Source organism: Paenisporosarcina sp. (assembly GCF_057785155.1).
The window spans coordinates 114087-136457 of the sequence record NZ_JBYNRN010000039.1 but is presented as its reverse complement, the minus strand read 5'-3'; the positions used below and the strand labels follow the sequence as shown (position 1 = coordinate 136457).

General features: G+C 38.8%; 19 protein-coding genes. 1 reads left to right on the top strand and 18 read right to left on the bottom strand.

Features of this window, described 5'->3' with window-relative positions; translation table 11 throughout:
- Positions 1 to 10: 10 nt before the first annotated feature.
- The 10 genes from pknB to AC3EA5_RS14815 all read right to left on the bottom strand — a co-directional run bounded on the left by pknB (position 11) and on the right by AC3EA5_RS14815 (position 10417).
- Positions 11 to 1960: a Stk1 family PASTA domain-containing Ser/Thr kinase gene (gene pknB / locus AC3EA5_RS14860; protein WP_488609047.1), complete on the bottom strand. Its 1950-nt coding sequence runs from the start codon at positions 1958 to 1960 to the stop codon at positions 11 to 13.
- 2 nt (positions 1961 to 1962) lie between these two features.
- Positions 1963 to 2712, bottom strand: coding sequence for a Stp1/IreP family PP2C-type Ser/Thr phosphatase (locus AC3EA5_RS14855; RefSeq protein WP_394187329.1), 750 nt, complete (start codon positions 2710 to 2712; stop codon positions 1963 to 1965).
- A gap of 93 nt (positions 2713 to 2805) precedes the next feature.
- Complete coding sequence (gene rsmB, locus AC3EA5_RS14850; protein ID WP_488609046.1) at positions 2806 to 4161, bottom strand: 16S rRNA (cytosine(967)-C(5))-methyltransferase RsmB; 1356 nt, start codon at positions 4159 to 4161, stop codon at positions 2806 to 2808.
- Positions 4158 to 5099 carry a methionyl-tRNA formyltransferase gene (fmt, locus tag AC3EA5_RS14845; RefSeq protein ID WP_488609045.1) on the bottom strand — a complete coding sequence of 314 codons (942 nt, stop codon included), beginning with the start codon at positions 5097 to 5099 and terminating at the stop codon, positions 4158 to 4160. The genes rsmB and fmt overlap by 4 nt, the downstream gene beginning before the upstream one ends.
- Positions 5096 to 5581 (bottom strand): peptide deformylase, encoded by a 486-nt coding sequence (gene def, locus AC3EA5_RS14840; protein ID WP_488609044.1) that lies wholly within the window; start codon positions 5579 to 5581, stop codon positions 5096 to 5098. The genes fmt and def overlap by 4 nt, the downstream gene beginning before the upstream one ends.
- A 24-nt stretch (positions 5582 to 5605) precedes the next feature.
- Entirely contained in the window at positions 5606 to 8020 is a 2415-nt protein-coding gene (gene priA / locus AC3EA5_RS14835; RefSeq protein ID WP_488609043.1) for a primosomal protein N', read from the bottom strand.
- On the bottom strand, positions 8010 to 9224 hold the full coding sequence (gene coaBC / locus AC3EA5_RS14830) for a bifunctional phosphopantothenoylcysteine decarboxylase/phosphopantothenate--cysteine ligase CoaBC (protein ID WP_488609042.1): 1215 nt from the start codon (positions 9222 to 9224) through the stop codon (positions 8010 to 8012). Before coaBC ends, priA begins: the two co-directional genes overlap by 11 nt.
- 79 nt (positions 9225 to 9303) lie before the next feature.
- A complete protein-coding gene (rpoZ, locus tag AC3EA5_RS14825; RefSeq protein WP_394187323.1) occupies positions 9304 to 9528 on the bottom strand; it encodes a DNA-directed RNA polymerase subunit omega in 225 nt (74 codons plus the stop codon).
- Positions 9528 to 10148: a guanylate kinase gene (gene gmk, locus AC3EA5_RS14820; protein ID WP_394187322.1), complete on the bottom strand. Its 621-nt coding sequence runs from the start codon at positions 10146 to 10148 to the stop codon at positions 9528 to 9530. Before gmk ends, rpoZ begins: the two co-directional genes overlap by 1 nt.
- Positions 10149 to 10165: 17 nt before the next feature.
- On the bottom strand, positions 10166 to 10417 hold the full coding sequence (locus AC3EA5_RS14815; RefSeq protein WP_394187321.1) for an extracellular matrix/biofilm biosynthesis regulator RemA family protein: 252 nt from the start codon (positions 10415 to 10417) through the stop codon (positions 10166 to 10168).
- Positions 10418 to 10530: 113 nt separating this feature from the next.
- On the opposite strand from AC3EA5_RS14815, the gene AC3EA5_RS14810 reads away from it, so the two are divergent.
- Positions 10531 to 12219: an Rqc2 family fibronectin-binding protein gene (locus AC3EA5_RS14810; protein ID WP_488609041.1), complete on the top strand. Its 1689-nt coding sequence runs from the start codon at positions 10531 to 10533 to the stop codon at positions 12217 to 12219.
- Positions 12220 to 12901: 682 nt separating this feature from the next.
- On the opposite strand, the gene pyrE is transcribed toward AC3EA5_RS14810, so the two are convergent.
- From pyrE to AC3EA5_RS14770, 8 genes are read right to left on the bottom strand one after another with little or no spacing between them, the layout of a single operon-like run.
- The gene (pyrE, locus tag AC3EA5_RS14805) at positions 12902 to 13534 is read right to left on the bottom strand and encodes an orotate phosphoribosyltransferase (protein ID WP_488609040.1); all 633 of its coding nucleotides are present in this window, start codon (positions 13532 to 13534) and stop codon (positions 12902 to 12904) included.
- Positions 13534 to 14241 carry an orotidine-5'-phosphate decarboxylase gene (gene pyrF, locus AC3EA5_RS14800; RefSeq protein WP_488609039.1) on the bottom strand — a complete coding sequence of 236 codons (708 nt, stop codon included), beginning with the start codon at positions 14239 to 14241 and terminating at the stop codon, positions 13534 to 13536. Before pyrF ends, pyrE begins: the two co-directional genes overlap by 1 nt.
- Positions 14238 to 15149 (bottom strand): dihydroorotate dehydrogenase, encoded by a 912-nt coding sequence (locus AC3EA5_RS14795; RefSeq protein ID WP_488609038.1) that lies wholly within the window; start codon positions 15147 to 15149, stop codon positions 14238 to 14240. Before AC3EA5_RS14795 ends, pyrF begins: the two co-directional genes overlap by 4 nt.
- Positions 15146 to 15922: a dihydroorotate dehydrogenase electron transfer subunit gene (locus AC3EA5_RS14790; RefSeq protein WP_488609037.1), complete on the bottom strand. Its 777-nt coding sequence runs from the start codon at positions 15920 to 15922 to the stop codon at positions 15146 to 15148. Before AC3EA5_RS14790 ends, AC3EA5_RS14795 begins: the two co-directional genes overlap by 4 nt.
- Positions 15919 to 19116 (bottom strand): carbamoyl-phosphate synthase large subunit, encoded by a 3198-nt coding sequence (gene carB / locus AC3EA5_RS14785; RefSeq protein WP_488609036.1) that lies wholly within the window; start codon positions 19114 to 19116, stop codon positions 15919 to 15921. Before carB ends, AC3EA5_RS14790 begins: the two co-directional genes overlap by 4 nt.
- Positions 19109 to 20209, bottom strand: a complete 1101-nt coding sequence (locus AC3EA5_RS14780; protein ID WP_488609035.1) for a carbamoyl phosphate synthase small subunit — start codon at positions 20207 to 20209, stop codon at positions 19109 to 19111. Before AC3EA5_RS14780 ends, carB begins: the two co-directional genes overlap by 8 nt.
- Complete coding sequence (gene pyrC / locus AC3EA5_RS14775; protein WP_488609034.1) at positions 20209 to 21483, bottom strand: dihydroorotase; 1275 nt, start codon at positions 21481 to 21483, stop codon at positions 20209 to 20211. The genes AC3EA5_RS14780 and pyrC overlap by 1 nt, the downstream gene beginning before the upstream one ends.
- Positions 21483 to 22361 (bottom strand): aspartate carbamoyltransferase catalytic subunit, encoded by an 879-nt coding sequence (locus tag AC3EA5_RS14770; protein WP_488609033.1) that lies wholly within the window; start codon positions 22359 to 22361, stop codon positions 21483 to 21485. The genes pyrC and AC3EA5_RS14770 overlap by 1 nt, the downstream gene beginning before the upstream one ends.
- Positions 22362 to 22371: the final 10 nt, after the last annotated feature.

Genomic DNA, 22371 nt, shown 5'->3' with positions numbered 1-22371 from the left:
CAATTCCTCCTTAGTTGAGATCATCATATTCGATAGATTCTTCGGCAATTACTGTTCCATCTTTATCAATTCGGAAAGCAGCTTTCTGTCCTTCTTGAATATCAAGTTGTATATTAACTGTTCGGTCTTCTGTTAAGACGAATTCCTCTGCAGGTTCGGCCATTGATTGATCCTGATCCTGTATATACACTCTTACAAATTGTTCAGAACCATCTTCATTTGGTTCATACGGAATTTCCACTTTACGGAAATAGGATTTAATTGGTTTTTCTATAGGACCTTTAGAAAGAACAACATAAATTTTGCTCCCTGGAGCTACCTCAGTACCAGCGGAAGGATCTTGAGATATGACATCTCCTACTGGCACCGTTTCAGAGAAATCTTCACGAAGAATTTGAATATTAAAGCCAGAAGATTTGGCGTAATCATTTAACGTCTTCTCATTGTAATCCATCAAATCAATGACAGTACGTAAGTCTTTTCCTTTACTAACCGTAAATACAACATCCGTTTCTTCTGGGAGAAGCTCAGCGCCATCTTCCGGAGTTTGCGAAAGGATCGTTCCTTTAGGTTCATCTGAAAACTCTTCAGTTGTTTCTACTGATTTATAGTTTTGAGCTGACAGTAAATCCATCACTTGATCGATATTTCGACCTGTATAATCTGTGAATACGGTTAATTCTTTGCCTCTTGAAATAAATAAATCGACTGTGGAACCTTCATCTCGAATTTTCCCAGCTTGTGGAGTCGTTCGGATAACACTTCCTTCAGGAATTTCTTCTGACGTTTCTTCAACTTCTTCACCCGCAATAAAGCCAGCTTCACTTAATTCTTTAATGGCTTCATCTGTAGGCATATTCGAAACATCTGGTATTTCAATTCTTGCAGGTCCAAACAAACTAGGGAATACCAATACGAGTAATAACCCAAGCATTAATAAAAAGCCGATTATGCCTATGATCCACGGCCACTTATTCTTCTTCGTTTTTTTAGTTATAGGGAGAACTGGTTCTTCTTTCACTGGTTGAGCATTTATTTTGGTTTGCTCAATATTAGAATACTGCGTGTTTTTAATAACTGGCATTGCCTTTGTTGCGTCATCATCGAACGGAATAAAGAATGCCTGTTCATCACTACGCTCTGGTATTAACACAGTTTCTAAATCGCGTTGCATTTCTTCAACTGAACGATAACGGTGCATTGGATCTTTCGCTGTTGCTTTCATCACGACATTTTCTAAACTCTGTGGTATCTCCGGTCTAAGATCTCTAACAGACGGAGTTTCTGTTTGTAAATGTTTTAATGCAATAGAAACAGCAGATTCACCAGAAAACGGCAATTTCCCAGTTAATAATTCAAACAATACAATACCTAATGCATATATATCAGATTTTTTAGTAGCGGTCCCACCTCTTGCTTGTTCAGGTGACAAATAATGAACCGTTCCTAGAACCGAATTCGTTTGTGTAAATGATGTAGCGCTTAGTGCCATTGCAATACCAAAATCGGTAATTTTCACATGCAATTGATCATCCATCAAAATATTTTGAGGCTTAATATCTCGATGTATAATTTGATTGTGATGTGCATTAGCTATAGCTGAAGTAAGTTGTTTCATAATTTCAACTGCCTCTACCGGAGGCAAAGGTGCAGAATCTACGATATATTGCTTCAGGGTCATCCCTTCTACATACTCCATTACTAGATAATGGATATCACCATCTTCTCCCACATCAAAAATGTTGACGATGTTTGGATGAGTTAGACTCGTTGCAGAAAGAGCTTCTCTTTGAAAACGACGATGTAAGTCTTCTTCATTTGAAAAATCGTAACGTAAAACTTTTATAGCCACATCTCTGTCTAAAATCATATCATGAGCAAGGTAGACGTTTGACATGCCGCCTCCGCCAATCATTTCAATGATTTTATAGCGACCACTAATTCTTTTTCCAATCAGCATGTCTACACCTCCTCATTCATGCTATTTATTAAAACAAGCGAGATATTGTCTTCTCCGCCATTTTCATTTGCTAATTGTATAAGTTTTTTTCCTTTTTCTTCAACGGATGCTGCTAAGTCTAATATAGACGCCATATTTGATTTACTGACTTTATTGCTTAAACCATCCGAACAAAGCAATAATGTGGTTAAAGGACGATGGGATAATAAAATAAGGTCGGGTTCAATATCTTTTTCAGTACCTAATGATTTAATAATTAAATTCTTCTTCGGATGATTTTCAGCTTCTTCTTCAGTAATTTCCCCATTTTCCACTAAAACATTTACATAAGAATGATCTTTTGTTAATTGAGTTAGCTGGCCTTCAAAAAAAGAATAAGCTCGACTATCACCGATGTGACAAAGAACATTTACTTGATTACTTAAAAATGCAGCTAGGAGTGTTGTTCCCATTCCTTGACAATCTTCATGAGTCAGAGAATGCTTATAGACTTCTCTGTTAATCTCTTTCACACATTGAATTAACCATTCTTGAACAGCTGGAATTGAATGAAATTGAGACTCATCCGCGTTCATGAATTTTTCTTCCAACATGATTATCGCCATTTCACTCGCAATGTCACCTGCATTATGCCCGCCCATGCCATCTGCTATTACACCAAGGCGAATAGCGTCTGGTCTTATGAAAACAGCTGCTCGATCCTCATTAACTGACCGCTTTTGACCAATATCACTTAACGCTGTGAATTCCATCAAATGTCACTCCGTTTCTGTAGAAGCTCCCCCACTTATCGACCATTAAAATGCATTCTCTCTTAAGATAGGTAGAAGATTTAACCAATATTCTTATTTACTCACCTTTTTAAAAGCTGCGACGAAGAATCCATCACTATTGAAGTCTTGAGGGAAGATGTGTACCATTCCACCAGAAACTAAATGATGAATTTGTTTTGGCATTTCAGTCAGCTCATCTAATATAAAATCTTTATGTTCTTCCAAAAATGCTTGAACTGTTCCGATGTTTTCAACTTCATCAATTGTACAAGTACTATAAACGATAATTCCGTCCGGTTTTATGAGTTTAGAAGCTTCATCTAATAGTCGAAGTTGAATGGCTTGCAACGACTTGAAGTCTTCTTCTTTTTTTGTATATTTTATATCTGGTTTTCTGCGAATAACACCTAATCCACTACATGGGGCATCAACTAAGATCCGATCAAATGATTGTTCTTCATATTCATCAGTTAGTTTGCGACTATCCATTGTTCGTGTCTCAATATTCTTCACGCCTAGACGTGTTGCTTGTTCAGCTACTAAATTAACTTTATGCGGATGTAAATCGACTGAAACAAGAGATCCCTCACCATTTAGCTTTTCAGCGATATGCATGGACTTTCCACCTGGCGCAGCACACATATCTAATACTCTTTGTCCTGGTTCTACGCGTAAAGCATGTATAGGAATCATAGAGCTTTCGTCTTGAATGGAAATGAAACCATATTGATAGACTCTCGTTTTTGCTACTTGCCCTTTTTCAATGTGCAAGCATTCGTCTAAAATATCGCTACGGTGCGCAATGATCCCCTCATCTTCGAGCATGTCCATTACTTCTTGAACGGTTGTTTTTGCTAAATTGACTCGAATCGTTTGAACGGGAGGCGTATTGTTTTCAAAAGCCATAGTTTGCGCTTGCTCAAATCCAAATTGTTCTACCCAACGCTTGATTAACCAAATAGGATGACTGGATTCAATCGATAGTCGTTCAATCGGATCTTGAATTTCATCTGTAGATCTCACGCCTTGACGTAAAATTGAACGTAAAATACCGTTAACTAATCCAGCAGTTCCTTTATGACTTCTCTTTTTTGCAATTTCAACAGCTTCATGAACAACCGCATGATTTGGAATGCGATCTAAATAATGAATTTGATATAAGGACAATCTCAATAATTGTCTTACCCAGTCGTCTAGCTTTCCTTTGACGAAGGGCTCAAGATAATAATCGAGCGTCATTTTATGTTGCAAAGTACCATATGTGATTTCGGTTAAAAGCCCACTGTCTTTTTGTTCAATTTTATATTTTTCAATTGTTTGATGAAGTAACAAATTACTGTATGCTTGGCTTTTTTCGATAGCCATCAAAATTGATAATGCTGCGTCTCGGACATTCCCGTTCCACATGCGATATGATTTACTGCTCATAGAAACTGATCCCCAATCTGTAATTTCGAACCTGTTCCTCGTAAAAATTCTTCTGCTGACATTCTTTTCTTACCGGAAGGTTGTAATTCAATAATTTCAAATGTTTCATCAAAACCTGTTTGAACAACAATTCGATCTGTTGTTACCTCCACGACAGAACCTACTGGTTGTGTCGAAGTTTCATTCCCTTTTTGACCCCACCAGATTTTAACGTTTTGATCAAGTAAAGTTGTGTACGCTACAGGCCAAGGATGTAAACCGCGCACTTGATTGTATATTTCGGTAGCAGACTTAGACCAATCAATCCGTTCTTGCTCACGAGATATATTCCGAGCGAATGTTACTTGGCTCTCGTCTTGAACGATTCGCTCATGCTTATTAGCTAAAATTAATGGCAAAGATTCTTTAAGTAAATCTCTTCCAACAATACTCAATTTGTCAAAAAGAATACCGGTAGTATCTTCGTGCTCAATTGGAATAGATTTTTGAGTTATGATATCACCAGCATCTAATTTCTGAGCCATATACATGATGGTGACACCTGTTTTTGTTTGCCCATCGATTACCGCTTGATGGATAGGTGCACCTCCACGATAAGCAGGCAATAGAGAAGCATGTACATTTAAGCACCCATGTAGTGGAGATTCTAAAAGTTCAACTGGAAGAAGTTGACCAAAAGCTGCTGTAACAATTATGTCAGCTTCTAGAGCGATTATTTCTTCTAATTCCTTTGACCCTTTTAACTTTTCAGGTTGAATCACTCGCAATCCCAGTCGAAGGGCTTCTTCTTTCACAGGTGTTGGAGTTAATACTTTTTTTCGCCCAACAGGTCGATCAGGTTGTGTTACAACCGCGAGAATATTGTAGCCTTCTTCAAAAAGCATTCTTAAAATGGGAACAGAAAAAGCAGGAGTTCCCATAAAGACTAGTGAAGTCATTCGTCCACCTCTTCTTCTAATTCAGACGGGTCAACTACACGTAAAATTTTCGAGTCGAATAAAATCCCATCTAAATGGTCGATTTCATGTAGGATTGCTCTTGCTTCATAATCTTCTGCTTCTAGTTCATACCAATCACCATTTCGTTCTTGTGCTTTCACTCTCACATAAAAAGGACGTTCTACTTCTCCAAACAGTTCAGGAAAACTTAAACATCCTTCAATTTCAATTACTGAACCTTCTGTTTGTAATACTTCTGGATTCACTAATTCAATCGGCTCCTCACCTTCACCTAAATCGACGATGGCAACTCGTACCGATTCTCCAACTTGTGGAGCGGCAATTCCAATTCCATCATTTTCAAGCATTGTTTCATACATATCATCTAATAAATTCGCAAGATTCCGATCGAACTTCACAATTTTCTTTGTCTTTTTCGTTAGGATATCATTCGGACTTTTTACTATTTCTCGAATAGTCAATTCGGTAACCTCTTTTCATGTCACTTACATAATAGAAGATGGATTTAAGTCAACATATAATGTGATTCCTTTTTTAATCCATTCCGTTCGGTAAATTTTAATTAGTTGTTGCATGATTTCTGGCAAGTTCGGTTCTTTTTTGTATTTTACCAAACATTGATAGCGATATCTATTTTGCACACGGCTAATCGTTGCTGCTGATGGACCTATAATTTCAGCTTCATTCGATAGATGCTCCTTTAACCAATTAGCCGCTTTGTGAGCATATTCAGCTGTCATTAAGACATCTTCATGTGTCACTTGAATCATCGCGACATAAGTAAATGGTGGATAGGCAAATTGTTTTCTCAGTCGCATTTCTTGATTGTAAAAAGAAACATAATCGTGATTTTGTGCAAAGAGAATTGCATAATGTTCAGGCGTATATGTCTGCACGACAACTTCACCCTTTTTATCATGTCGGCCAGCACGACCACTAACTTGGGTCAGCAGCTGGAACGTTTTTTCAGCAGCTCGAAAATCTGCTAAATGCAAAGTTGTATCGGCTGAAAGTACGCCAACCAAAGTAATGTTTGGGAAATCCAAACCTTTGGCAATCATTTGAGTGCCGAGTAAAATATCAGCTTTGCCTTCTCCAAATTGTTGGAGAATGGATTCATGAGACCCTTTTTTTCTGGTCGTATCCACATCCATTCGCAACACTCGGGCTTCCGGAAAAAGTTTAGCGATTTCTTCTTCAACTTTTTGTGTACCAGTTCCAAAGAATCGAATATGTTCGCTTTCACATTCTGGACATGTCGACGGAACATGCTTTTCATCACCACAATAGTGGCATTTTATAATTTCTTGATACCGGTGATAGGTCATGGAAATATCGCAATTGCTACACTCAATTACTGTTCCGCAATCACGACAAAGTACAAATGACGAATGACCTCTGCGGTTTAAAAACAGCACCATCTGCTCTTTTTTAGCCAGTCGAACTCGTATCGCCTCTGCTAATTCTAAAGAGAACATGGATCGATTTCCGTTCTTTAATTGTTCTCGCATATCAATAATCGCCACTTCAGGTAAGGGTTGCTCTTTTGGTCGATTTGCAAGTGTTAATAAAGAGTAATTCCCTTTCTTAGCGCGAGCGTATGATTCCAATGAAGGAGTTGCACTTCCTAATATAATTGGACAACCATGGTATTGACCTCTCCATATCGCAACGTCGCGAGCATGGTATCGAGGAGAATCATCTTGTTTATAGGTACCTTCATGCTCTTCATCTAAAATAATTAAACCAAGTTTCGTAAAGGGTGCAAATATAGCAGATCTTGCTCCAACGACGACTTTCACTTCGCCACGTTTAATTTTTCGCCACTCATCATACTTTTCACCAGCTGACAATCCACTGTGTAAAACCGCAACAAGTGCACCAAATCGCTCTTTAAACCGGTTCGTCATTTGAGGTGTCAATGAAATCTCAGGTACTAAAACAATCGCTTCTTTGTCATCTTGTAATGCACGATCAATCGCTTGTAAATACACTTCTGTTTTGCCACTACCGGTTATTCCATGCAGAAGAAATGTTTTAGAAAGTCCCTGTTCATATGCTGCAACTACTTCATTTAAAGCGAATTGCTGTTCTGTTGTTAAATTAAGTTTAGTTGAGTGCTCCATCGTGCGAGCTGCGTAAGGATCTCGATAAATTTCCTCAGTTGTTAGAGATGCGACTCCGCGTTCTATAACACTTTGCAAAACGGCATTTGTGGTTTTCGCTTCTTTTATTAACTGAGATGCTTGAAAGTCCTTTCCAGGACATTGCGTCATCCACTGTACTAGTTCTTTTTGTTTTTTTGCTTGGGGTGAAAGCTCGTCCAAGGTTTTATTTAGAAAGCTTAAATCATCCGAAATATGAACCATTCTAACCTTTTTAATGGTGGTGTTTTGCTTAACCTTTGTTTCTAAAACAAGCGCATTATTTTTTATGAATTTTTTAATAAGTGCAAGCGTAGCTTTGGATGTGTTAGATGGTATTTCAACTTGTTCATTTCCTTGAAAAAGTTCATTTAATTCATTTGGCAATGGGATTGAAGGATTAACATATCGAATGATTTTTTCATATTTGGCTCTTAAAGCAGCAGGTAACATGACTTGCAATGCATCAATTTCATAACACAAAGTTTCCCGCTTCATCCATTTCGAAAGAGCAATCATTTCTTCAGAAAAAACTGGCTCAATATCTAATAATTCATGGATTTCTTTTTGTTTATCCTCAGGGACATCCGTATCTAATTTGACATTCATTACGAAACCTAAAACAGACCGATTTCCAAAAGGAACTTTCACTCGACTTCCACTTTCAATTAGTGGCTGTAAATCTTGCGGAACTGCGTAATCAAACGGACGATCAATCGGATAGGCAGAAACATCCACGATGACTTCAGCGAACATGATTCATTCCCGTTTCATTCTCTAAAATGGTTAGCAATAATTTTGTAGCTAATTCTTTCTTCGGCATGTTGGCATAAGGTTTTTGAAACTCGTTTTTCCCAATTAATAAAACAGTATTCGTATCTGTTCCAAATCCACTGTCCGATTGTGTCACATCGTTCGCGACAATATAGTCCGCATTTTTTCTTGACAGCTTGTCTTTTGCATAAACTTCTAAATCGTTCGTTTCTGCAGCAAATCCGATAAGCAACTGACGAGTCTTATGTTGACCTAAAGTCCATAAAATATCAGTCGTTCTTTCTAATTCTAATGAAGCATCTCCAGCTTGTTTTTTCATTTTCTGCTTATGTAAAACTTTAGGACGGTAGTCGGCAACTGCAGCTGTTTTAATCACAATATCCGCATCTTCAAAATGACTGAGGACAGCTTGTAGCATTTGTTCAGCACTTTCTACTTCTATTACCGTAACACCTCGTGGTTTCTCTAAAGATACTGGACCGGATACTAGGATCGTTTCTGCACCTAATTTTGCGGCTGCTTCTGCAAGGGCATACCCCATTTTCCCAGAAGAAAAATTCGTTAAAAATCGTACAGGATCAATACGTTCTCTTGTTGGACCTGCAGAGATGACGACTTTCTTTCCTTCGAGCGGTAAGTCCTTTGGCTGAAAATATTGCTCAACTAATTGAACAATTTTTTCAGGTTCTTCTAGTCGGCCTTTCCCAACATATCCGCATGCCAAAAACCCTTCCGATGGTTCAATAAATTCATATCCATCCGATGCTAACGTTGCAATATTGCGTTTAACAGCGGGATGGTCATACATATGTACATTCATGGCAGGAGCAATCCACACTTTTGCAGTAGTGGCAAGAAGTGTTGTGGTCACCATATCGTCTCCGATTCCATTTGCTAATTTACCAATTACATTTGCTGTTGCAGGGGCAACAATGACTAAATCAGCCCAATCGGCTAAATCGATATGGGCGATAACATTTGAATTTTTTTCATCAAAAGTATCTGTAAATACATCATTTTTTGACATCACTTGAAAACTAAGTGGTTGAACAAATTTGGTCGCAGAATCTGTCATGATTACTTTTACTTCTGCTCCTGCTTGTGAGAGTTTGCTGACCAGAGCTACTGCTTTATAAACAGCAATTCCCCCGGAGACACAGAGTAAGATTTTTTTGTTAGAAAGCATGCTACTCTTCCTTTCTGAAACAACAAACTCCCAAAGCATCTATCATGTCTAAGGGAGTTTTCATTGTGTAATAATGGATTTAAATTTCGTCTTCGTAAATTGTTCCTTCATCTTGAACTTCTTTAACTAGTGCACCGGCCGCAACTTCTTCAAGCGCTTTACCAACATACTTTTCTGACTGATAAGAGTCTAAGCGTAATCCGCCCTCTTCTTGCATTTGACGAGCACGTTTTGAAGCTAAGCTTACTAATTGATATTTTGAATCAATTTTGCTTTTTAATGAATCAACTGATGGATATAACATTAAGATTCCCCTTCCAACATAGATAAATATCTTTTTTCAACGCGTTCTCTTCGGCAATGTTCTGCCGTAACAATTGCATTTACACGATCACATGCGAATTGAACTTCATCATTCTCAACAACATAATCGTATAAATTCATCATTTCTAATTCTTGTCTTGCAGCACTTATGCGTGAAGCAATTACATCATCTGTTTCAGTCCCTCGTCCAACAAGACGTTGTTCGAGCGCAGAAAAGCTCGGAGGTGCAAGGAAAATAAACAACCCATCAGGAACTTTAGCTCGTACCTGGGATGCTCCTTGTACTTCAATTTCTAAAAAGACATCTCGACCAGCGTCTAATGTAGCGTTCACATAATCAAGTGGTGTTCCATAATAATTCCCCACGTAAGAAGCATACTCAAGTAATCGGCCTTCACCGATTAATTGTTCGAACTCTTCATGAGATTTGAAAAAATAATCGACACCATCGATTTCACCTTCACGAGGTTTCCGAGTCGTCATCGAAATTGAATATTCATAATTGGTATCAGGCTGCGAAAACAATTCTTTTCGCACAGTTCCCTTCCCAACACCAGATGGTCCTGAAAGGACGATTAATAATCCACGTTCTTTTCGCATTCAATCCCTCTTTTTATCTAGTCGGTATACTCCATCATTCTAGCAGTGATCGTTTCATTATTTACAGCAGACAAAACGACATGTTCACTATCCATGACAAAGATTGTACGTGTTTTTTTTCCATAAGTTGCATCAATCAGAAAGCCTTTATCTCTTGCATCTTGAACGAGCCTTTTAACTGGCGCAGATTCAGGACTTAAAATGGAAATGATTCGATTTACGGCAACGACACTTCCATTCCCGATATTCATGAATTTGGCAATTGACAAGGTGGTTCCTCCTGAAAGACTTGATTCTTTCTGTTACACACACTTAGGCAATTATATCACATTTCCTCTAGAAAATGATAAGATAGAGCAAAACGTTTTGAAAGAGGTATCTTATGGCTTTTGATGGTTTATTCACAAAATCAATGACAAACGAACTACAACAACTTGTTTCGGGTCGAATTTCTAAAATTCATCAGCCCAATTCACAAGAAATTGTATTCCATATACGCTCCGGTGGAAAGAATCACCGCTTGCTCATTTCTATTCACCCTTCTTATTCAAGAATTCAACTTACAAATGAATCGATAGAGAATCCATCTGAACCTCCTATGTTTTGCATGTTACTTCGCAAGCATTTAGAAGGTGGTTTCGTTTCTTCCGTTACACAACTTGGAATGGACAGAGTAATCATCCTCCGCATTGAAGGTAAAAATGAAATTGGGGATGACATGGTCCGTGAACTACATGTCGAAATTATGGGTAGACATAGTAATGTCATTCTCGTGGATCCCTCTCGAACACTTATCCTAGATAGCTTGAAACACTTGTCGCCATCCGTGAATAGTTATCGAACGATTTTACCTGGTCAACCTCATATCGTGCCACCGGCTCAAGATAAAAAGGATCCATTTAATCTAACAGAAGATGAATTACTTACTATTTTAAATGAAGAAGACATAGCTAAAAGTATTCTTCAACAAATTGCTGGATTTTCGCCACTACATGCAAACGAATTAGCTTATCGAATAGCAAATGAGAATGAAAAACCATTCACAGTATTTATGACGTTTCTTAATGAATTCATTCAAAAAAACCAAGTGAATTCTTATTTTGAAAATGGCAATAAAACATTCTTCTCTAGCATTCAACTGCAACATTTAGAAGGAGAAGGTTCACATTTCAACACTCTTGGAGAACTTCTGGATAAGGTTTATTTCGCTCGAGCAGATCGAGATCGAGTGAAGCAACAAGCAGGAGACTTAGAACGTTGGTTGCAGAATGAAATCGATAAATTAAAATTAAAGATGAAGAAATTATCAAAAGAAAAAGCACAAGCTGAGAAACTAGAAACTTTCCAATTATATGGGGAGCTCCTAATGGCACATTTGTATCAATTAGAAAAAGGTCAAACAGAAGCACAAATCGTAAATTATTATGATGAAGATGGAGCGACCGTAACGATACCATTGAATCCTAGAAAGACCCCTGTAGAAAATGCACAAGCCTTCTACACAAGATACAATAAAGCAAAAACTGCCCTGATTAAAACGCAACAACAGATGGACAAGACGAAAGAAGATATTAATTACTTAGAAATGCTCCAACAACAAGTCTTGCAAGCATCTCCAAATGATATTGAGGAAATACGGGAAGAACTGGCCGAACAAGGTTGGATGAAAGCCCGCATTTTGAAAAAGAAAAAGAAAATCGTCAAACCAACACCTGAAACCTTTGTTTCAAGTACAGGTTTACCCATATCTGTTGGGAAAAATAATAAGCAAAATGATTATGTCACTTTTAAGTTATCAAACAAATCACATCTTTGGTTCCATACAAAAGACATTCCAGGTTCTCATGTCGTTATTCACGACGTTGAACCTGATGAAGCATCTATATTGGAAGCGGCTAATTTAGCTGCTTATTACAGTAAAGCGCGTGAGTCTTCGTCAGTCCCTGTTGACTATACCGAGATTCGTCATGTGAAAAAACCAAACGGCTCTAAGCCAGGCTTCGTCATATATTTTGAACAAAAAACCGTATTTGTAACACCAAGTGAAGATATGGTGAGGAAGTTACGTTAGTAATTTATGTTTTATAAGCAATGATTTTCTGTGTGCTATGTAAATGAGCTTGTGAATTTATATAACTAAACTTAAAGAGCATGATGAAGTGAAACATCACTTCATCATGCTTTTTCAATTGGAAAATTCTAATGAATGATTTAGTAAAGTATGTAATCGTTATTTTCTAAATATATTTACTGTTTCGCTTCAGGTGGACGCTTTCCGCGGGCGGTCCGTGAGCCTCCTCATTCGCAAAGCTCATTGCGGGGTCTCACCTGGACCCGCTATTCCCGCCGGAGTCGCCACCTTCCGCTCCACTAACTAGAACCTCGAAGAAAAGAAATCACAAGTTCGTATTTCTTTATAAGAATGAAATTTAAGATTTTGATACAAATTTTAAGGTTAGTGCTCATCGATACTATGTAATAGAAATATTAAAATCCTACAATATAGTCATATAGTTCTTTCCAGTATGGAAAAGTAATGATTTCTTTAATTCTTTTGCTGATTGAAATGGAGGAGGCGACTCCGAGAGGATCAGCGCGAACTGAAGACCCTGGACTGAGCATCGCGAAGGAAGCGGCTGAAGTCGCGCCATCCGGAAAGCGTCCTCCGTAATGAAAATCAGCACATTCTACTTATAAGAAATAATTAAAAAAGATAGAGAGATCAGATACTAGTCTAATCTCTCCATCCTTTTCTATAGCTGTGCTGACTTTAGTTTTTCGTGCCATTCATTAAGTTGAGGTTTGTCTTGATCACTAATTTTCTTTTCAAGAGTCGCAACTTCGATTAATGCATCAAAATTTGTAAGACTGACATACGGAATGCCTTGCTCTTCAAACATGTCGTCTGCACGTTTTAAATGATATGTAAAAATACACACGACGCCTAAAACCTCGCACCCTTGTTCTCTTAATGCCTTCACCGCTTCAATACTACTTCCGCCCGTAGATATTAAATCTTCAATAACCACGACTTTTTGACCCTTAGATAATTTACCTTCAATTTGATTCCCTCGACCATGTTCTTTGGCTTTTGACCGTACATAGACCATTGGCAAGTTAAGCACATCACTCACCCAAGCCGCATGTGGAATACCCGCTGTCGCTGTCCCAGCCACTACTTCAGTTTCCGGGAAAGCACCTTCTATACTTCTTGCCAATGCCGCTGCGATTTGTTTTCTCACAACTGGACTCGACATGGTTAACCGATTATCACAATAAATAGGTGATTTTATTCCTGAAGCCCATGTAAATGGATCGTTTGGTCGTAACTCTACCGCTCCGATTGATAACAGGGCATGTGCGATTTCATGTTGTTGACTTTTCATTATTTAACCTCCCATAATCGTTTGACGATCTCGTAAGTTTCAACTGGATTAGCCGATTGTGTAATGGCACGTCCAACTACTATTAATGATGAGCCTGCATTTCTAGCTCCATCTGGCGTTGCAATTCGCGTTTGATCGTGCGTATCTCCGCCTTCTAATCGAATACCTGGAGTTACGCAAAGAAAATCTTCGCCGCATACTTGTTTAATAGATGACGCTTCTAGCACCGAGCAAACTACCCCATCTAATCGAGCTTGTTTCGCTAATTCCGAATAGTTCAGAACCGATTCTTTTAGTGAAAGGTTTATTTTTTGTTCATTTCTTACTTGTTGTTCAGACGTTGAGGTTAATTGAGTTACCCCTATAATTTGTGGACGTCTCAAACCAGCTGGGGTGCCTGCTTCTAATCCTTCAACTGCAGATTCCATCATTTTCAAACCACCTGCTGCATGGATATTGACTAGATCCGCACCAAGTTGTGCTAATCCGCGCATTGCCGATTTCACTGTGTTCGGAATGTCATGTAGTTTTAAGTCTAAAAAAACATCATGTCCTTGCTCTTTTAGTTCTGTAACGATGGATGGACCTACTTGTAAATAAAGCTCCATACCAACTTTCACAAAAAGTTTTTCGTTAAAGTTCGATAAAAATTGTTGGACTTTATCTTTGGTTGAAAAGTCTAATGCAATAATAGGAGTTTGATTCATCGATGACTCCTCCCTGTAAGTTCAGTTACATTTTGATATCCTAACCAATCTAGTTTCTCTGGTAATTGATCGATTATGTTTGGACAAACGAATGGATCCACGAAATTTGCTGTACCTACTGCTACAGCACTTGCGCCTGCTGACATAAAATCGATCACATCATCCACTGTGGTAATGCCTCCCATTCCGATAATCGGAATAGACACTTGTTTTGCAACTTCATATACCATTCGAAGTGCTACTGGTTTTACTGCAGGTCCAGATAATCCGCCAGTGCCATTTGCAATGACTGGTTTGCCAGTTCTTGTGTCTAAGCGCATGCCAATAAGCGTATTGATCATTGTTATACCGTCAGCTCCAGCTGCTTCTACTGCTCGAGCAATTTCGCCTATATCCGTTACGTTAGGAGATAGTTTCACGTAGACTGGCACCTCAGAAACAGCTTTTACTGCCGCTGTTAGTTCAGCAGCAATTGCAGCATCCGTTCCAAAGGTAATTCCACCACATTTTACATTCGGACAAGAAATATTTAACTCGAGTGCTTTTACATTTTTTGATTTTGAAATGTGTTTCGCAACTTCAACATAATCTTCTGTCAAAGTACCCGCAACATTCGCGATAATGGGCACATCATATTGCTCGAGCCATTTAAGTTCTTCAGCTATTACTTTTTCTAAGCCTGGATTTTGAAGTCCGATTGCGTTTAACATGCCTGCCGCTGTTTCGGCAACTCGAGGAGTCGGGTTTCCTAAGCGAGTTTCTAGCGTTGTTGCTTTAATCATGATAGCGCCAAGCTTAGAAAGGTCATATAATTTCGCATATTCTTTACCAAAACCAAAGCAACCAGAGGCTGGCATAATCGGATTTTTTAGTGACAGTCCTGGTAATTCAACAGCTAATCGATTCATAATTGCACCACCCCTGCTGGAAATACGGGACCGTCAGAACAAACTTTTACATAGTCTACTTCAATAGCTTTTGTCGTTTTACATACACAAGCAAAGCAAGCACCTAAACCGCATCCCATTCTTTCTTCGTAGGATAAGAATCCTTTTGTATTAGGCAAGGCATTTTGCAAAGCTCCTAGCATAGCCGTTGGTCCACAAGCATAGTAAGTAGAAACTTCTTCTGCAATGGAATCCAATACGTTCGTGACGAAACCTTGGTGCCCTAAACTTCCGTCAACGGTTACGATATGTGTTTCACCTAATTCTCTAAATTCATTTTCATAAAAAACCACATCAGCTGATTGGAAACCAAGGATATGAATGGGTTTAACACCCACATCCACTAGTCTTTTTGATAATTCGTATAAGGGAGGAACACCGATTCCTCCACCTATTAATAAAACATGTTCTCCTTCACTCGCTTGATCGAGAGGAAATCCGTTACCAAGAGGGCCAAGCACATCTACTTCTTGACCCGGTTTTGTTTGTGACAGAATAGTCGTCCCTCTTCCCTCAGCGCGATAAATCATGGTGAATTCAAGTGTCTCACGATCAATGGATGCAATGCTGATTGGACGGCGAAGCAATGGCTCGTAACTATCAGACACGCGAATGTGGACAAACTGTCCTGGATTTTTCATGTCATGAACTAACTGACCGATCAGTGTTAATTCAAATATGTTGTGAGCAATTTCTTTATGTTTAACAACGCGCATTCGCTCTTGTCTGATCATGAAAGCACTCCTTGCTTCGGCATCTCTTCTGCTTGGAAGGTCATTGATTCAATTACGCGTAACATGGCTTCTGCCGTATCGAGAGAAGTGAAACAAGCAATGCCATTTTCGACTGATTCCCGACGAATACGGAAACCATCACGCTCAGGCTGTTTCCCTTTCGTTAAGGTATTAATAACGAACTGAGCTTCGCCTTTTTGAATGTAGTCAAGAAGTGTTGGTCCTTCACTACCAATTTTATTTACAGTCGTTACAGGAATCCCTAATTCTTTTAGCTCACGCGCCGTACCTTCAGTAGCTAAAATATGATAGCCGATTGCTGTAAAGCGTTTTGCTAAAGCAGTTGCCTCTTCCTTATCCTTATCCGCGATTGTCATAAGAACTGAGCCATGATCTTTTATTTCTAAACCGGATGCCACTAAGCCTTTATATAGCGCTTTTTCTAGAGTAATATCTTTCCCCATTACTTCTCCAGTTGACTTCATTTCAGGTCCTAATGTAATATCCACTCTTCTCAACTTTGCGAAGCTGAAAACGGGCACTTTAACAAATACGCCAGCCGGTGATGGTGCGAGTCCATTTTGAATTCCTTGTTCTAGGAGGGAATGTCCTAAAATCGCTTTCGTCGCAATTTTCGCCATAGGGATATTTGTAATTTTGCTTAAGAATGGAACTGTGCGACTAGATCTAGGGTTTACCTCAATCACATACACTTCACCTTTTGAAATAACATATTGAATGTTCATTAATCCAATGATGTTCAATCCTCTAGCTAAACGTGTGGTGTAATCAACCAATGTGTTGATATGTTCCACTGATAGATTTTGTGGTGGATAGACTGCAATCGAGTCGCCAGAGTGAACTCCCGCTCGTTCAATATGTTCCATAATTCCTGGTATGCAAACATTCTCACCATCAGAAATTGCATCAACTTCAATTTCAATTCCTGTTAAATAACGGTCAATTAATACGGGATGTTCCGGACTCGCTTGAACCGCATTTTCCATGTAATGAGCTAGTTCTTCTTGATTGTAAACAATTTGCATAGCACGACCGCCTAATACATAGGAAGGACGAACGAGTACTGGGTATCCAATTTCATTTCCAATAGCAACTGCTTCTTCTGCAGAAGTTGCCGTTTTACCCATTGGTTGAGGGATCCCGATTTCATGAAGCGCTTTTTCAAATTTGTTTCGATTTTCAGCTCGATCCAAATCTTCTAGAGTTGTTCCTAAAATTTTCACTCCACGTGCTTCTAATTTATCCGCTAAATTAATGGCTGTTTGCCCACCGAATTGTACAACAACCCCTTTTGGTTTCTCTAAATCCACAATGTGCATAACATCTTCAATGGTCAGTGGTTCAAAGTACAACTTGTCAGAAATTGAGAAGTCTGTTGAAACTGTTTCTGGATTGCTGTTGATGATAATCGCTTCATACCCGGCTTCTTTAATTGCCCAGACAGAATGCACAGTAGCGTAATCGAACTCAACACCTTGTCCAATTCGGATCGGACCTGAACCTAAAACGATGACACTTTCTTTTTCTGTTCGAATCGACTCATTTTCATCTTCATAAGTTCCGTAAAAGTAAGGCGTTTCTGATTCGAATTCTGCTGCACATGTATCCACCATCTTATAAACAGGGATTAAATTTTGCTCTTTTCTCCAGTTATACACGTCTAATTCTTTCGTATTCCAATACTTTGCAATCGTTTTATCCGCAAAGCCCATTCGTTTCGCTTGTCGAGCAACCTCATAGTCAAACGGATGTTCAGCAACCACTTTTTCGAAATGAACAATTTTTTGTAATTTATGCAGGAAGAATAAATCGATTTGACTCCATTCGTGAATGGTCTCAATCGTAACGCCACGTCTTAATGCCTCTCCTATAAAGAATAGACGCTCATCTCCAGCTCGTCGAATACGCTTTTCAATCCATTCATCAGTCATTGAATCAGCGTTTTTTAATTCCAAATGAAATTGATCTGTTTCAAGAGATCGTACCGCTTTTAATATAGATTCTTCAAACGTACGGCCAATCGCCATTACTTCGCCTGTTGCCTTCATTTGTGTTCCTAAATTACGTTTTGCTGATTCGAATTTATCAAATGGCCAGCGCGGAATTTTCGTTACCACATAATCAAGAGCAGGTTCAAAGCATGCGTACGTTTTACCTGTTACAGGATTCATCATTTCATCTAATGTAAGACCCACTGCAATTTTAGCTGCTAATTTCGCAATCGGATAACCCGTTGCTTTTGAAGCCAAAGCTGACGAACGACTAACACGTGGATTTACTTCAATGATGTAGTAATTAAAGCTATGCGGATCGAGGGCAAGTTGGACATTACATCCACCTTCAATTTTCAATGCGCGAATAATCTTAAGTGAAACATTTCGAAGCATTTGGTATTCACGGTCAGATAAGGTTTGACTTGGTGCCACAACAATTGAATCCCCTGTATGAATCCCGACTGCATCCACATTTTCCATGTTACAAACTACAATCGCGTTATCTTTAGAATCACGCATCACTTCGTATTCTATTTCTTTAAAACCAGCGATGGATTTTTCTAATAAACATTGTGTAACCGGGCTATATTTTAAACCACTTGTCACAGTTTCCACTAGCTCTTCATCATTATGACAAATACCTCCACCTGTTCCGCCAAGTGTGAATGCTGGACGAACGATAACTGGGTATCCGATTCGACTGACGAAAGCATGAGCTTCTTCAAGATTATGGATGATGTCACTTTCAGGTACAGGTTCATTTAATTCGTTCATTAACGTTCTAAATAGATCTCGGTCTTCAGCTTTATGAATTGCTTCGAGTTTTGTTCCTAATATTTCAATATTTAATTCTTTTAAAATTCCGGACTCATCAAGTTCAATCGCCATGTTTAATCCTGTTTGTCCACCTAACGTAGGTAGCAAGGCATCAGGTCGTTCTTTTCGTAAAATTCGACTAACAAAATCTAAAGTGATTGGTTCAATATACACTTTGTCTGCAATTTCAGTGTCGGTCATAATTGTGGCAGGATTAGAGTTAATTAAAATAACGCGGTATCCTTCTTCTTTTAGCGCAAGACAGGCTTGTGTTCCTGCATAGTCAAACTCAGCAGCTTGACCAATAACAATTGGACCTGAACCGATAACAAGAATGGATTTAATATCGTGACGTTTAGGCATGATTTTTTTCCCCTTTCACGTGCGTATTCATGAGTTCAATGAATTGATCAAATAAATGATTTGAATCTTCCGGACCTGGTGAAGCTTCCGGGTGATATTGTACGGTAAAGGCTGGCAAATCCAGATGTTTTAACCCTTCAACGGTTCCGTCATTTAAAGCGACATGTGTTACTTCTAATCTCGTTTTGACTAATGATTCTGGGTCCACTGTATAGCCATGGTTTTGCGAAGTTAATTCTGTACGCCCTGTTTTTAAATCTTTAACAGGATGATTTGCTCCTCGATGTCCGAATTTCAACTTAAAGGTGTCGCCACCGCTAGCAAGTGCAAATAATTGATGTCCTAAGCAAATACCGAACACAGGAATCTTCCCTATAATTTCTTTTAGCATAGTGATTGCTTCAGGCACATCTTTTGGATCTCCAGGTCCGTTAGATAACATAATCCCGTCAGGATAAATCGCCATAATTTCTTCAGCAGTCGTATTATAAGGAACCACTACCACGTCACAATTCCGTTTATTTAATTCGCGTAAAATACCGTGTTTCATTCCAAAGTCCACTAAAACCACACGTTTTCCTCGTCCTGGACTTGGATATGGGCGTTTTGTTGAAACTTGTTTTACTTGGTCTGTTGGGAAAGTGGTTTGTTTTAACTTCGCCACTATTTCCTCCACATTTACTTCAACACCAGCTGCAGTAAAGTACCCTTTTACTGAACCGTATTCACGAATGATTCGAGTTAGTTTCCGTGTATCTACACCTTGAATTCCGGGAATCTCTTTTAATAGGAATAGTTCATTTAATGATGCATCACTTCTAAAGTTTGAAGGCATATCAGCTAATTCTCGAACAACCATGCCTTTAATTGCTGGTTCAATTGATTCGAAGTCATCTCGATTAATACCATAGTTGCCGATAAGTGGGTAAGTCATCGTAACGATTTGTCCACAATAAGATGGGTCAGATAACGTTTCTTGGTAGCCTGTCATTCCGGTTGTAAAAACAACTTCCCCGGCACTCTCTTTTTCACTACCGAATGCTATTCCTGTAAATACGTCGCCTGTTTCTAAAATGAGACTTCTTTTCATCATCACTTCTCCTCCCAAACTATATTGCCTTCAAACATGGTCATTACTGGCCAGCCGATGCATGACCACTCCTTGAATGGTGTATTTGTTCCTTTTGAAAGAAACTTTTCTGTCTCTATTTTTTGTTCTTTATTCAAATCAATGAAAACTAAATCTGCTGACTCACCCATATGCAAACGACCATATGGTAATCCAAATACATCTGCAGGTTTTTCAGTTAACCAAGCGATTAGTTGAGCAAGTGACCACTTCCCAGATTTCACGAAATGTGTGTACAGCAATGGAAATGCTGTTTCAAGACCCACAATTCCAAATGGTGCTTGCTCCATGCCATTTGCCTTTTCTTCAAACGTGTGAGGTGCATGATCTGTTGCTATAAAGTCTAATGTGCCATCCTCTAATCCTTCTATTAAAGCTTGAAGATCCTCTTTTGCTCGAAGTGGTGGATTCATTTTCCACTGCGCATCATTTGAAGGGATATCATCTTCACATAGTAGTAAATGGTGCGGACTTACTTCAGCGGTAACTTTAACCCCAGCTTTTTTTGCATCTCGTATTACGCGAACCGATTCTTTCGTGCTCACGTGGCATACATGGTAATGCGCACCTGCTGCTTCAGCTAATAATATATCGCGAGCAATATGAACGGATTCAGCAATGGAAGGGATTCCTTTTAAGCCAAGTTCCTTATTTTTCTTTCCTTCATGCATAACTCCTGCATAGATTAATGTGTTGTCTTCACAATGGGCAACGATTGGCATGTTGATTTTTGCAGCATCTTGCATCGCTTCATACATCATGCCAGCTTGTTGAACTCCGACACCGTCATCTGTAAAAGCAAAAGCCCCATGCTCTTTTAATGCTGCTAAATCTGTACGTTCTTTTCCAGCTTCCCGAATAGTGATGGATGCATATGGAAGTACTCGAATTTTAGCATTATTTTTAATTAACTCATTTACCTTAGTTAGGTTTTCGACTGTATCTGGAACTGGTCTGGTGTTTGGCATAGCACAAATCGTTGTATATCCACCTTTTGCTGCAGCTGCAGTACCCGTTTCAATCGTTTCTTTTTGTTCTCCACCTGGTTCTCGTAAGTGCACATGCACATCAATAAAGCCTGCAGAAACAAAATGACCTTTTCCATCTATGGTCTCATCTATGTCAGTCGTTGTTTTCGGATTGATTTCAATAATACGTCCTTGCTCAATTAATATGGAACCTGCTTGTAATTCTTGTTGTTCATTTAGTAATTGAATGTTTTGTATTAGTTTTCTCATTAAAATCTCTCCTTTAGTACTGATTCGAGTATCGCCATTCGGATAAAGACTCCGTTATGCATTTGTTTGAATATCCGAGATTTTTCACTCTCTACTAATTCACTCGCAATTTCTACATCTCGATTTACTGGTGCTGGATGCATGATAATTGCGGCAGGCTTTAATTGCTTATAACGTTCAATCGTTAACCCATATTGTTGATGGTATTCGTTTTTTGAGAATCGTTTAGCTGATTCATGTCTTTCATGTTGAACTCGTAGGAGCATGATAACATCTGCTTTTGGTAGGATTTGATCCCAACTAGATTCAGCTTGTATGTCACCTTGCCATTCTTTAGGACAAAGGAAAGTTACATTTGCTCCTAATTTCGTTAATGCTTGAGCATTCGATTTAGCGACTCGGCTGTGCGCAATGTCACCTACGATTGCCACTTCTAAACCATCAAATTTTCCAAACTCCTGTTTAATCGTATATAAATCTAGTAAGGATTGTGTCGGGTGCTGCCCCGAACCATCTCCGCCATTTATTATGCCCAAATCTATTCCTGAATTTAATTGATGGTAATAGCCGTCTTCTTCATGTCGAATAATGACTGCATCTACTCCGATTGACTCTAACGTTTTAACAGTGTCATAAAGAGTTTCACCCTTTTGTGTACTTGAAGTGCTTGCCTCAAACGGCAGAACATGTAATCCTAGTTTTCTTTCTGCCATTTCAAAGCTCATTTTTGTCCGTGTGCTTGGTTCAAAAAACAAATTTGCTACTGTAAATGTTCTCGTTAAATTAGGAGTTGCGTTATGCTCAAATTCCTCAGCGCGTTGTAAAATCGTATTGATTTCTTCTGGATGTAATTCGTTCATGCTTAATAAATTCTTCACTCGTTAGCCC

What these genes read in the sequence shown, in the direction of transcription:
- coaBC (WP_488609042.1), bottom strand. Translation starts at nt 9,224, where the DNA reads ATGCTTTCTAACAAAAAAATCTTACTCTGTGTCTCCGGGGGAATTGCT.
- AC3EA5_RS14790 (WP_488609037.1), bottom strand. Translation starts at nt 15,922, where the DNA reads ATGATCAGACAAGAGCGAATGCGCGTTGTTAAACATAAAGAAATTGCT.
- gmk (WP_394187322.1), bottom strand. Translation starts at nt 10,148, where the DNA reads ATGCGAAAAGAACGTGGATTATTAATCGTCCTTTCAGGACCATCTGGT.
- pyrF (WP_488609039.1), bottom strand. Translation starts at nt 14,241, where the DNA reads ATGAATCAAACTCCTATTATTGCATTAGACTTTTCAACCAAAGATAAA.
- pyrE (WP_488609040.1), bottom strand. Translation starts at nt 13,534, where the DNA reads ATGAAAAGTCAACAACATGAAATCGCACATGCCCTGTTATCAATCGGA.
- fmt (WP_488609045.1), bottom strand. Translation starts at nt 5,099, where the DNA reads ATGACTTCACTAGTCTTTATGGGAACTCCTGCTTTTTCTGTTCCCATT.
- carB (WP_488609036.1), bottom strand. Translation starts at nt 19,116, where the DNA reads ATGCCTAAACGTCACGATATTAAATCCATTCTTGTTATCGGTTCAGGT.
- pyrC (WP_488609034.1), bottom strand. Translation starts at nt 21,483, where the DNA reads ATGAGAAAACTAATACAAAACATTCAATTACTAAATGAACAACAAGAA.
- AC3EA5_RS14780 (WP_488609035.1), bottom strand. Translation starts at nt 20,209, where the DNA reads ATGATGAAAAGAAGTCTCATTTTAGAAACAGGCGACGTATTTACAGGA.
- pknB (WP_488609047.1), bottom strand. Translation starts at nt 1,960, where the DNA reads ATGCTGATTGGAAAAAGAATTAGTGGTCGCTATAAAATCATTGAAATG.
- AC3EA5_RS14855 (WP_394187329.1), bottom strand. Translation starts at nt 2,712, where the DNA reads ATGGAATTCACAGCGTTAAGTGATATTGGTCAAAAGCGGTCAGTTAAT.
- rpoZ (WP_394187323.1), bottom strand. Translation starts at nt 9,528, where the DNA reads ATGTTATATCCATCAGTTGATTCATTAAAAAGCAAAATTGATTCAAAA.
- rsmB (WP_488609046.1), bottom strand. Translation starts at nt 4,161, where the DNA reads ATGAGCAGTAAATCATATCGCATGTGGAACGGGAATGTCCGAGACGCA.
- AC3EA5_RS14810 (WP_488609041.1), top strand. Translation starts at nt 10,531, where the DNA reads ATGGCTTTTGATGGTTTATTCACAAAATCAATGACAAACGAACTACAA.
- AC3EA5_RS14795 (WP_488609038.1), bottom strand. Translation starts at nt 15,149, where the DNA reads ATGAATCGATTAGCTGTTGAATTACCAGGACTGTCACTAAAAAATCCG.
- priA (WP_488609043.1), bottom strand. Translation starts at nt 8,020, where the DNA reads ATGTTCGCTGAAGTCATCGTGGATGTTTCTGCCTATCCGATTGATCGT.